A 12,259-nucleotide genomic window follows, 5' to 3' on the forward strand; every position below is an offset into this window, starting at 1 on the left:
TACTTTAAAGACTTAGAAATAAAAGCAAACGCAACTATGCTTACACCTGTCAAAGCTGTAAAGTGTCAAGCAGAAGAACTTAAACAACGAGATAAAGCTGCAAATGATTTATTTGGAACGGCCGTTTCAACGGTTAGGCAACCTATTGAATCCCTATTTAATTGGTTGATTGAAAAAACAGACCTGCAAAGAGCAAGTAAGGTCAGGTCTACCAACGGGCTGCTCGTACATGTATTCGCCAAAATCGCCGCCGCTTTCATCTATCTTATTTTTTAACCCTTGATTCGCATTAGTAAGTATCAAGTATCAAGATTTTTGACTTTCGGTTTTGGACGAAAGACTTTCGGACTTAAGGATACAATTGCAGCGGTCTTGATACTTGATACTTGCGACTTGATACTAAAAAGCAGCGGTCTTGATACTTGATACTTGCTACTTGATACTAAAAAGCAGCAGTCTTGATACTTGATACTCGCTACTTGATACTAAAAAGCAGCGGTCTTGATACTTGATACTTACGACTTGATACTAAAAAGCAGCGGTCTTGATACTTGCTACTTGATACTAAAAAGCAGCAGTCTTGATACTTGATACTAAAAAAATATTGCAACATTTACGCCCCAGTCCGGTCTAATCAGTAAGTGAGCCACCAAAACGTATATCAACATCCGGATCAGCAACTGGTTTCCCGCGTTTTGGGTGGCGACCGCCATGCTTTTGGTATAATCATAAAAAATACTGAAGGGCTGGTGGCCCAGCTGATTTTTAAAATGATACCGGTACCGGCAGATAGAAAAGACCTTGCGCAGGATGTTTACCTGAAGGCATATAAAAGTTTACCCGGCTTTAAATTTCAATCCAAATTGTCAACCTGGATAGGGCAAATTACTTACAATACCTGCCTGCACTACCTCGGGAAAAAAAAGATTTTGCTGATAGATATGCGGGACGACGAGGAAGGCGGACAACAACAAAGCCTTGAGCGTTTACAGCAAAAAGACGCGGGCCGGCATGATAACGAGGTAGAGCACCTGCTATCAGCAAGGGAGTTATCTGTTATTTTAAATGCCGAAATGGATAAGCTGTCGCCGGTTTACAAAACACTATTGTCCCTGTATCACCAGGAAGAAATGAGCTATGCCGAAATTGGCGAGATTACCAACCTGCCCGAAGGCACCGTAAAAAATTACTTGTTCAGGGCCCGCAAAGCCTTAAAACAAAACCTGCTAACCAACTATAAACGCGAAGATTTATGAGTAGTTACCATCCATCAGACAAAGAATTACAGCAATATGCACTTGAAGGTGCGTTTGACAGCCAGGACATTGCCGCCCACGCACAGGGCTGTGCCGCTTGCAGCGCTAAGCTGACCAACTACCGCCTGCTTAACCGGCAAATGAACGTAATGCCAAGGCCGACTTTTGATTTTGACCTTGCCGGCCTGGTATTGGGGCAACTGCCCGCTCCCAAAGCAGAATTTCCGTGGATTGCCGTTTTAGGTGTTACCTTAACCATGATTTTTTTAGCCGCAATACCATTGCTGTTTGGCAGCTACCTGGTACAGCTGCTGCAAAATTTGCCAGCCTTGTTTGCCACCATTTTAGCAGCAAGCACAATAGCTGTATTTGCAGGCATGCTCAAGACCATGATTAAAGAACATCACGACCAGATGAAAAAGCTGGATTTTAATTAAATAATTGCAACATAAACACAGGCTACCGGTCTCATCCGGTATAACAACAATAAAAAATTGACAACATGAAAAAAATAGCCACCATCATATCCTTAATGTCTGCAGGCATTACTGTCAATGCCCAAACCGTGTTTGATCCCTTTACAGACGAGCGGGCTTTTTTTGAGATGATGCACAGCATCGTGATCATTATCCTCGTTTTCCTGGCATCCTCGTTCGTGCTTACACTCATCAAACTATTTTTAGACGACAGGCTAAAACGCTCCATTGTTGAAAAAGGCGTTGCCGAAGGTGTAATTGCCCAATTACTGCCCGCAAATCAAAAAGGCAAAGAGAACTCCCTTAAATGGTTTGCCATATTAACCGCTATCGCCATCGGTCTTACAGTCATCAGCTTTTACATGCCATCGGGTCTGTACGCCGCCACTGTAATGATATTCAGCATCGCTTTGGGTTTCCTGGGATATTACTTCCTGTTAAAAAAGCTTAGGTAGGAAGAGCCAGGAGTTAAGAATCAAGAATTAAGACAGCTGCAAAATTCCGGCGGCATTTTTAAACGTCCGCACCTTGGGCACAGGGAAAGCTATGCCCTTTAATTAATCAATCAATCCATCAACCCTCAAATTAACTAAACATGAAATCGTTTTATTATCTACTCATAACTGGCATTATATCCATTACTATTTGCCTGGCATTTACTATTGCCAATAATGGCGACCGCACCCGGGTTAAAATAACCGAAACAATCAGCCTGTTTAAACTGGAAGCCTCCTACAGTCGCAATCAAACTAAACAAGTGGATGCTTATATAAACCAAAGCTTAAAGCCGGTAACCGTATTTAACACCTCCGACGAATTAGATACCCGGGTAACGCTTGGCGATAGCAGCAACTTTTATATCAGGGCCTCAGCCGGATGGCTATTGATTAAGGTTGAAAAAAACACCAACTCCGAGGCATCCCTGCTTCGCCTGAAAAACCTTTGCCGGCAATTAAGTAAAAACGTAATTAAGTAACGCCGCGCCGTTAACAAACCCTTTAATCTTATTGAAATGAAAAAACTGATCATGGTTATTTTAACCATATGGATAACTATTGCCCCAATTTTTGTAAACGCCCAAACAACCATAGGCAAAATAACCGGTAGGGTATTAGATGCCGCTCAAAAGCCCGCGGTTGGCGCCACCGTAATTTTAAGCAGCTACAAGGATTCGGTCACCCTTAAATATGAGCTGGCCGATGTCGGCGGACACTTTGCTTTTGAAGGTATTAAAGCAGGAACTTATAGCGTGGCGGTAACCGCTATAGGGTTCAATAAATACAAAAGCGAAATCATTACCATCAGCCAGGAACAACAATCCGTTATATTAAAAGATATTGTTTTGCAAGCCGGCCACGTGGCGCTGAAAGAAGTAAGCATCACCGGGCAAAAATCATATATCGAACATAAAATAGACCGCACGGTTTTAAACGTCGATGCCCTTATCAGCAACGCGGGCACTACCGCACTTGATGTATTGGAAAAATCGCCCGGGGTGCTGGTCGATCAAAATGGGGCTATTAGCCTTAAAGGACAGCAAGGGGTAGCTATTTTTATTGACGATAAACCCACTTACTTATCGGGCGCCGCCCTTGCCGATTATTTACGCGCCCTGCCATCATCAACCCTGCAGCAAATAGAGATTATGACCAACCCGCCGGCAAAGTATGATGCTGCCGGCAACGCAGGGGTTATCAACATAAAAACAAAAAAAACGCAGCTTAAGGGCTTTAACCTGGGGCTAAGCTTAAGCATTGGCCAGGCCAGGTATACACGCACCAATAACAGCCTTAACTTTAATTACCGCAAAAATAAGGTGAATCTGTTTGGCAACTTTGCTTATACCGTGCGCAACAGCTATGCCGATGTAGCTATCTTCCGCAGGTATAAAAACACCCAGGGCCAAACTACGGGTAGTTTTAACCAGGATACCTATATCCGAAGGCAGGGGCGTGGCGGCAAGCTTACCATTGGCGCCGATTATGATGCATCGCCAAATACAACCTTTGGCATAGCACTCACCGGCTTGGCCCGTTACCCATATTTGCCAAGCACAGGCACCGGCAACCTGTTGAACGCGGCAGGCCAGCCCGATTCGGCCGTGGTATCAAAAAACACCGAAAAAGGCAGCTTTAAAAATACCGCCCTGAACCTCAATTACCGGCACGAATTTAAAAAAGACGGTCCCGATGTTACCGCCAACCTTGATTATTTAAACTACGCCACCACCACTAAGCAGGATTTTGATAACGAAACCTTTTTGCCCAACGGTGCATTATTAAGCCGTAACAGCTTAACCGGCAGCCTGCCATCAAATATTAAAATACTATCGGCCAAGGCAGATTATGGCCATCCCCTGGGCAACGGCATTAAACTGGAAGCCGGCGTAAAAGCCAGCTACACCCAAACCGATAACATAGCCAATTATTTTAATACCACTAACGGCAATAGCACGCCCGATTATGACAAAACCAATCATTTTAATTACACCGAACATATTAACGCGGCCTACCTTAACCTGAACAAGGATTTTAAAAAGCTGAGTATCCAGGCCGGTTTAAGACTGGAAAATACCGGCTCGAACGGGCACCAGCTGGGCAATGCCATGAAAACCGATTCGGCCTTTAGCCGTAACTATACCAACCTGTTCCCTACCTTGTTTATACAATACAAATTGGATACCCTTGGCGATAACCAACTTCAGCTGAACTACGGCCGCCGCATCGAGCGCCCGTATTACCAGGACCTGAACCCTTTTGTTACCCCGTTTGATAAATTTACCTATTACGTAGGCAACCCATACCTGCAGCCATCGTTCGCCAATAAAGTTGAGCTGGCTTATATTTTTAAAAACCATATCACCGGTACCCTTAGTTACAGCGATACCAAAAATGACACCGACGAAACCATCCAGATAGTAGATGGTATTTATTACAGCCGCCCCGCCAATATAGGCCATAAAAAGGTAACCAGTTTTTCTGTTGATGGCGACTTTGAGCCGGCAAAATGGCTAAGCGTAAATTTAAACGCCGAAGTTACCCGCATTCACTCTCGCAGTAATTTTTATACCGGCGTGCTCAACACCAAAGGCACATTTGTATACGGGCAGGGCATTTTACAGTTTAAGCTGCAAAAAGGTTTTAACCTGCAGGTCGATGGCAATTACCAAAGCAGCATTACCAATGCCCAGTTTGTTACAGGCGGCAAGGGGGCATTAAATGCAGCCGTATCCAAAAACCTATCGCCAAAAGTAACCCTTAAATTTAGTGTCACCGATATTTTGTACACCAACATTAACCGCGGCGCTATCAATAACCTGTACCTTACCGATGCCAGCTACACCAACCACGGCGACACCCGTTCGGCCTTGCTAACGCTCAGTTTCCGTTTCGGCAAAGCCGTAGCCGGCCAGCGCAAAAAAGAACAAACGGGAGCGGATACCGAGCAGGGGAGGGTGAAGAATTAGTAGAATAGTAGAATAGTATCAAGTCGCAAGTATCAAGTATCAAGATTTTTTTAGGAGGAGAATCAGCAATAGTATCAAGATTTTTGACTTTAGACTTAAGGAATAGTATCAAGTAGTAAGTATCAAGTATCAAGATTTTTGAAAAAAAACTTTCGGACTTAAGGATACAATTGCGGCGGTCTTGATACTTGATACTTTCGACTTGATACTAAAAAGCAGCGGTCTTGATACTTGATACTTTCGACTTGATACTAAAAAGCAGCGGTCTTGATACTTGATACTTTCGACTTGATACTAAAAAGCAGCGGTCTTACTACTTGATACTAAAAATACTCCTTAATTAAGCACGGCCGCTAACGGCAGGCTAAAGTAAAAAGTAGATCCTTTGCCTAATACACTCTCCGACCATACTTTGCCTTTATGCCTTTGAATGATTTCGGCCGATAGGTAAAGGCCAAGCCCGAAGCCCGAGATACTTGTAGTATGCGCGCTTTCGATACGGTAATAACGATCAAAAAGCTTTTCCTGCTCCTGGGGGTTAATGCCTATCCCTTCATCTTTAACACTAACCTGCAGCATATCATCGGCTTGCCTGCATTGTAACTTAATATTGCCACCCTTAGGCGAATATTTTATCGCGTTGCTCAAAAAATTACTGATCACCTGGCTTATTTTATCCCTATCTGCTTTAATTGAGATAAAGGGGCCTGGGAGCACGCTAACCTGGTGACTACTGGTTGTTAAAAGCAACTCTTCAACAACCTCGTCCAATAAGGCATTCATTTCGAAGGTTTCTTCGGTCAAATAAATTTTGCCGGCTTCAAAACTCGATGCATTTAAAAAACCATTAATCAGGGTGGTCATTTTTTTTACCTGGTTGTTGGCTTTAACAAGGTAGGTAACTGCAAAATCATCACTGGCTTTTTTTGCCTTCAAATTTAATAACTGCACGTAGCCCTGTATGGCGGTAAGCGGCGTTTTCAATTCGTGGCTTGCCATGGCAATAAAATCGTTTTTCCTGAGCTCATCCAGCTTAAATAAGGTTATATCAAGTAAAAGGCCTGTAAAATAGGTTGGTTTGCCATCTTTATCCAATGCAATGTTGCCAATGCCTCGTACCCACCGCAACTTTTTGTCATGAAACCCCTGAAGGGGGTACTCTACATCGCATTTAGCGCCGGTGCTGATGGCGGTTTCTATCGCTTCGGTTACTACATGCCGGTATTTTTCGACCACCTGCGCTATGGCGTCTTCATAGGTCATATCCTCGGTTGGGTAAAAACCAAACATTGTTTTAAGACGGGCAGATGGGGTAAACTTGCGGGTTTTGATATCTATGGTCCAGGTACCCATCTCGGTTGAGTCTATGGCCATTCCCAGCATGTTGTTGCTGATATTTAATTCCTGCTGAATGTTTTTTAACTCTGTAATATCATTAAAAGTAATGATAGCGCCATTGCGCTTATTGTCAGATTGCTGTACGTAGGGCATGGTCATAATCTGGTACCATTTCCCGTTGTTGGTTTCAATTTCTTTGGTGATTACGCTGCCGTCATGAAGTACTTTTTTGATATCATCAATAATGGTTTCAAATTTAATATTGGTTGATATATTGCTCAGCGGCCGCCCTATGTCGCTTTCTAACAGGTTAATCTGCTTTACCGTCCCCGGCGAAAACTTCATCAGCTGTAAATCGTTGTTAATAAACAACTGGCCGTTAATGTTGCTCCTGAAATAGTTGTTCAGGTCGTCGTTGGTTTCCAGCAGCTCTTTATTTTTTAATTGGTAGTCCGAATTAATGGTATGCAGTTCCTCGTTCACTGATTCCATTTCTTCATTTGTGCTCTGCATTTCTTCATTGGCCGATATCAGTTCCTCGTTAAAGGATTGCATGTTTTCGTTTGATGCATCCAGCCTTTCGTAAGCCGAATTAAGCTTAAACTTCAGCTCCTTTAATTCTTCTTCCAGGTTGGCGGTGTATTTGTCATGGTAAATTTTTTCATCAAATACTTTTTCGTCTGTTGTGGCGGCGACTATTTTGGTGTCCTGCATAAACGTTACCAGCAATAAGGATTGATCGCCTTTTTTTGGTATCACCGGGATAACCGATAAGTTTACCCTGATTATTTTTTTTCCGGATTTAATTTTCACACCGCTAACACTAACCTTTTCATTTGTTTTTAAGGCATCAATTTTTAAGGCATTAAATGCTATGGCAAGTGGTTTTGGCAATAGTTCGGCAAGGTTTAAATTAAAGTTTTGCTGCAGCAAAAACCTGGAGGTATCTCCGTATGATTTTACCACATTATTTACCTCATTAATACAAACAGCCAGGTAGCCCATATTTTGGGCCAGCAGGGTATGCATTTGTTCCGATAGCGGGTTATTGGTATTGCCGTTATCTTCGGGCAACGATTTTGCGGCTGTCCGTTTAATATCTAATAGCTCGGGCAACGAAAAAGCGTCGAAGCTAACCCCTCGTTTTACCTTCAGGTTTTTATAAATCTTCCATTTTTTATTCACTACTTCCAGGTCTTTAATAATGGGCATCGGGCTTTCGCTCGATCCTAAAAACAGGTAGCCATCAATTTTTAACCCGAACAACAGCATGGTGTAGATTTTCTTTTGCAAAACCGGGGTCATGTAAATGAGCAGGTTGCGGCAGGTAATCAGGTGCATGTTGCAATACGGTGGGTTTTTTACCAGGTCGTGCTGGGCAAAAATTACCATTTTACGAATAGCCGGGGTAACCCGGTAGCCCGCTTTTTCTTTTATAAAATATTTCTGCAACCTTTCGGCCGATACATCTTTTTTTATGGCATGGCTGTAAATGCCTTTAGCGGCGTGGGCCATGGCAATAGCATCAATATCTGTTGCAAACAGTTTTACCGCTACGTTTGCAAAATTACCGTGCAGGTGTTCGGCAATTAATATAGCCATGGAGTATACCTCTTCGCCTGTGGCGCAACCGGCTATCCACATTTTTAATTCTTCGCCCGGGGTAAGCTTTCCCAATAAATCCGGCAGGATATCGCTCTTGATAAACCCGAACGCCTCTTTATCCCTGAAAAAAGAAGTTACGCTGATCAGGAAATCCTTACCCAGCGCTTCTACCTCATCGGGCGATGTTTTCAGAAAATCAAGGTAGCTGTTAAGTGATGCATAGTTATTGTTAGAGGCGCGCCTTTTGGTGCGCCTGAGGATGGTGCTCAGTTTATAATCCGAAAAATCAAGCGGCGATTTTTCCTTAATCAACGCTATAATTTCGGCGATAGTTTTTTCGTCTTCCTCCTCATCGGCCAATAGCTCCTGTTCGTGTTTTACGTATTCTTCAATGGCGGCGGGCATAAGTTCGGGCTCTAAAATAAAATCAACCATGCCGGTAGCAATGGCATGCGATGGCATGCTGCCAAAAGTGGTAGTTTCGGGGTTGCGGGCCATCACCATTCCGCCGGCTTTTTTAATGGCTTTAACGCCTTCGGTCCCGTCGCGCCCTAAGCCCGATAGTATTATGCCAATGGCCTTATTACCGTTGCTTTCGGCCAGCGAATAAAAAAAAGCATCAATGGTAAGGTGCAGGCCCGGGTGCTGGCCTTTGGCCGTTAAAATAAGCGCGCCATCCTTTATAATCATAAATTGATCATGGGGGATCAGGTACACCTCGTTGCTTTTTACGATAGCGCCATTTTGGGCCTCTTTTACAACCAGTTTGCTATGCCTGGCCAATAACTCAACCATCCGGCTCTTAAAATCGGGCGATAGGTGCTGGATAATTATATACGAAACCCCATCTAAAGGGGTATGGTCAAAAAATGAATTAATTTCATCCATACCGCCGGCAGATGCGCCAATGGCTATAATATGATGGGGATCAGCTGCAAGCATAAAATGAAATTAAAACGCTTTAGGATTTATAAAAAAGATCTGATGAAGAGGAAGTAAAAGTATGATGAAAGTTACGATTAAATTTAACATTAACAAGATTGCGGGCGATAAACATGAAAATGCTTTTTCCTAATAAGAAATATGATGGGCTTTTTTAGTAGCAAGAAATAGTCAAGAAATAGTATCAAGTAGCAAGTATCAAGTATCAAGATTTTTTTAGGAGGAGAATCAAGAATAGTATCCTAGTTTTTAACTTTCGGACTTCCGGACTTTCGAAAAAAAAACTTTCGGACCAAAAGCTTTCGGACTCAAGGATTCAATTGCAGCTATCTTGATTCCGCTCCTAAAACCTACCAATCAACCACCTTGTAATTTTTGAGTAAAACGCCAAAAAGTGTTTTGTCGCCATTAAGTACGTCCACAATTGGTTGCATAATTCTTGTGGCGCCGTCAAGCGGGTCGAGCGGGGGGATTTTGAGGCTGGCAAATTGTTGTGCTCTTTTTGTTTCGTTGGCCCCGGTCGAAATCCAGCCTACATCAACAGCCGTCATAAAGATGGAATCTTTAATAAATTCATGCGCCGAGGTGCGGGTGAGCATGTTTAATGCCGCCTTGGTCATGTTGGTATGTGGGTGAAATATGGTTTTACCGGCGTAGTTAAACTGCCCTTCAGACGAGGTAACGTTGATAACAAAACGTTCGGGATACGGGCTTTTAAGCACCAGGTTTTTGAGGCCCGAAATAAGCCGGTAAGGCGATATATGGTTGATAAGGTTTACCTCAAGCAGTTCTTCCAGCTCAATTTCGGCTAAAGTAGAGTTCCAGCTGTTTTTGTCCCTGCTATCTACAGGCTGCCCAAAACGGTTAACCGTCATCTCCGCATCGGCAAGGCCCGGTAATAGCAGGCTATCCTGTTGATATAATAACGGAGTTTTATTGGGCAGCAGGTTTGCGGTGCCGTTTTTAAGCAAAAACGAGTTTTCTTTTGCCAGTAAAGGCTTATAATAATCGGCCGGGTACTTGATGGTTTGGGCGGCGTTATTAATCAAAATATCAACACTGCCCAGGTTGTTGTTGCAGTAAACAATAAACTCTTCCACGGCTTTTAAATTCCGCAGATCTAGGCCGTATACGGTGAGCCTGCCTGCCCATTGCTCATAATCGTCCTCGGCCTGTAGCTGCTGCAAAGCCAGTGCCGGGAAACGGGTAGTGAGGATTACGTTGGCATTGGAGCGTAAAAACTTTAAAACGGCAGCATAGCCAATTTTAACCCGACCGCCGGTAATAATTACGTTATAGTTTGCAAAATTGTGCTGTTGGGTACGCCAGCCATAGTTTATAGCGGCGCAGGCCGGGCATAGCATATGGTAAAAAAAATGAAGCTGGGTAAAAACCTCTCCACACGAGTAGCAGGTACGCGGTTTTTGCAGTTGCTGTATCTGGGTATTTTCGCTTTCGGTATGTGCAAATTGGGTGGTTATCTCGCGGGCGTTTGTAACGATGGTTGTGCTGTTAAGCAACGCCGCATCTGCTGCCTTTTTCCCGGTGTGAAGTTCCTGTTTGTTTTGTTTTTTGGCCTGTTTATAAATGGAGGTGATAAGTGTTTTAAACTGCAGATTGTCGGGGTTTTCAAAAGGGTTATCCTTTAGCGAGTTAAGTACCTTTAGGCATGCCTGCCATTCCTGCTCACTAAATTTGTATTGCATAATTTTTGAATTAAAAATGGGGAATAGCGCGTCCGGACTTAAACCGACATCTCCAGTTTAGCAACCTGGTGTTTTTTCATTTAAACTAAAGCAGCTATCTCCTTATCGTTATACCGGCAGTATTTAAAGTTTCATAAATAAGAAAGGCAAGAAGGGATTTGAACCCTTACCTCCCGATGTGCTTTCGGACGTTCTTCCAGTTAAACTATGATTTTGCCTTTCCTGGTTGTAAATATAGTATAGTAGTATCAAGTAGTAAGTATCAGGTATCAAGATTTTTTTGGGGAAAGTATCAGTTAGTTAATACCTGGTATCAGGATTGTTAACTTTCGCGCTTAAGAAAAAGCAGCTATCTTGCTACTAATAGTGCGACTGTCTTAATACTTGATACTGCGTTAACTTTTAACTGAAAACATGGGCGTACGCCGCCGGTAGAAGCGGCGCCAGGCTTTCTGTTCATACTGCACAGGCCTTAGCCCCTTTGGCCGGTATCCACGCCAATCCTTTACGCGAGCTGCTGTATACAAAAAACACCCGGATGAATTTAAACATCCGGGTGTTGCATATTCATTACTTAGCATGGCGTTTACCTATCAGCGGGCCACAAGGCAGGAGCCTTGCGGCAGCGAAAACGCTTGCGGTAGTTGAGGGGAAAGCTCTTGCGGTAGCGGGGAATTAGGTTGGCCCGATACGCAAGTTCGGCGGCTGATATGTCACCCTTTCAGGGCTATCACGGTGGTACATTTTTAATCGATGGGCTGCACCCATCGCAGGGGTATTTTGCCCTTTCAGGGCTGTAGGTAATCGAGGTTTTTTCAGTACAAGGTCGATTTTGAACTTTGCAGGCCCTGAAAGGGACTAATAACCCAGTACAGGGCATCGCCCTGTGCTAGAATGCGATACACAAGGGATAGCCCTGAAAGGGTGACATATATTGGCGGTCGCAGTCGCGGAGACGGAGGTTTTAGGAATAACGGCGGTCGCGTTAAGGACTGAAATGGATACCGGCCCCGGTGGTGGGCATGGGCATTGGCCGCGCCTAAGGCCTTGTGCGCGTATGAATGGAAGGCCTGGCCCCGTCTCTACCAACGGGGAAACGCCCTCTTTTTAGTATCAAGTAGTTATGCGAATCAAGGGTCGAAAGGTGTTGAAAACTTTATGAGTTAAGTGTTTGATTATAAGTCATTTAGTTGTGGTTTTATTTATTTAAAGCCTTGAAAATCAGTATCTTAAAGAAGATTACCACATCGAACTTTAAGAATGATTCCCAAGGCTAAAGCACTCAAACTAATCGCTATCTATTTGCATATCTGCAAGTTACACGACGAAGAACTTCAATACTTATATCAAAGATACACGAATAATGATAAACCTGAATTTACAGATCAGGAAATGATAACTTTATATCTTTTTGTTGTCCAGCAGGAGCAAAGGTTTAAAGTTTCTCAGATATATGCTTTTGCGGATCAG

The 12,259-nt window shown here is 43.4% G+C and carries 9 protein-coding genes and 1 tRNA gene; 7 read left to right on the top strand and 3 right to left on the bottom strand.

Annotated elements, in window-relative coordinates; genetic code table 11:
• The 6 genes from AC1DXF_RS29070 to AC1DXF_RS29095 form a co-directional block, all read left to right on the top strand.
• A partial coding sequence (locus AC1DXF_RS29070) for a hypothetical protein (protein ID WP_477452192.1) occupies positions 1–276 on the top strand: 276 nt, incomplete at its 5' end.
• A 365-nt stretch (positions 277–641) separates the two neighbouring features.
• Positions 642–1,256, top strand: coding sequence for an RNA polymerase sigma factor (locus AC1DXF_RS29075; protein ID WP_477452193.1), 615 nt, complete (start codon positions 642–644; stop codon positions 1,254–1,256).
• Positions 1,253–1,693 (top strand): hypothetical protein, encoded by a 441-nt coding sequence (locus AC1DXF_RS29080; RefSeq protein ID WP_477452194.1) that lies wholly within the window; start codon positions 1,253–1,255, stop codon positions 1,691–1,693. The genes AC1DXF_RS29075 and AC1DXF_RS29080 overlap by 4 nt, the downstream gene beginning before the upstream one ends.
• 65 nt (positions 1,694–1,758) lie before the next feature.
• Positions 1,759–2,187, top strand: a complete 429-nt coding sequence (locus tag AC1DXF_RS29085) for a hypothetical protein (protein ID WP_477452195.1) — start codon at positions 1,759–1,761, stop codon at positions 2,185–2,187.
• A gap of 140 nt (positions 2,188–2,327) precedes the next feature.
• Complete coding sequence (locus AC1DXF_RS29090; RefSeq protein ID WP_477452196.1) at positions 2,328–2,708, top strand: hypothetical protein; 381 nt, start codon at positions 2,328–2,330, stop codon at positions 2,706–2,708.
• 36 nt (positions 2,709–2,744) lie between these two features.
• On the top strand, positions 2,745–5,198 hold the full coding sequence (locus AC1DXF_RS29095; protein WP_477452197.1) for an outer membrane beta-barrel protein: 2,454 nt from the start codon (positions 2,745–2,747) through the stop codon (positions 5,196–5,198).
• A 336-nt stretch (positions 5,199–5,534) separates the two neighbouring features.
• Here AC1DXF_RS29095 and AC1DXF_RS29100 read toward each other — a convergent pair whose 3' ends face one another.
• From AC1DXF_RS29100 to AC1DXF_RS29110, 3 genes are all read right to left on the bottom strand, one after another.
• Positions 5,535–9,083 (bottom strand): chemotaxis protein CheB, encoded by a 3,549-nt coding sequence (locus tag AC1DXF_RS29100; protein WP_477452198.1) that lies wholly within the window; start codon positions 9,081–9,083, stop codon positions 5,535–5,537.
• Between the two features lie 350 nt (positions 9,084–9,433).
• Positions 9,434–10,789, bottom strand: coding sequence for an SDR family oxidoreductase (locus tag AC1DXF_RS29105; RefSeq protein WP_477452199.1), 1,356 nt, complete (start codon positions 10,787–10,789; stop codon positions 9,434–9,436).
• Positions 10,790–10,931: 142 nt separating this feature from the next.
• Positions 10,932–11,009: transfer RNA gene (locus AC1DXF_RS29110), tRNA-Cys, on the bottom strand.
• A 1,040-nt stretch (positions 11,010–12,049) separates the two neighbouring features.
• Between AC1DXF_RS29110 and AC1DXF_RS29115 the strand changes: the two genes are divergently transcribed.
• The coding region (locus tag AC1DXF_RS29115; protein ID WP_477450011.1) for a hypothetical protein at positions 12,050–12,259 on the top strand (210 nt) is incomplete at its 3' end.

This window comes from Mucilaginibacter sp. P2_A5 (assembly GCF_056404995.1).

Excerpts from the sequence above, each read along its gene's own strand:
- AC1DXF_RS29100 (WP_477452198.1), bottom strand. The coding sequence starts at position 9,083 with ATGCTTGCAGCTGATCCCCATCATATTATAGCCATTGGCGCATCTGCC.
- AC1DXF_RS29095 (WP_477452197.1), top strand. The coding sequence starts at position 2,745 with ATGAAAAAACTGATCATGGTTATTTTAACCATATGGATAACTATTGCC.
- AC1DXF_RS29090 (WP_477452196.1), top strand. The coding sequence starts at position 2,328 with ATGAAATCGTTTTATTATCTACTCATAACTGGCATTATATCCATTACT.
- AC1DXF_RS29085 (WP_477452195.1), top strand. The coding sequence starts at position 1,759 with ATGAAAAAAATAGCCACCATCATATCCTTAATGTCTGCAGGCATTACT.
- AC1DXF_RS29080 (WP_477452194.1), top strand. The coding sequence starts at position 1,253 with ATGAGTAGTTACCATCCATCAGACAAAGAATTACAGCAATATGCACTT.
- AC1DXF_RS29105 (WP_477452199.1), bottom strand. The coding sequence starts at position 10,789 with ATGCAATACAAATTTAGTGAGCAGGAATGGCAGGCATGCCTAAAGGTA.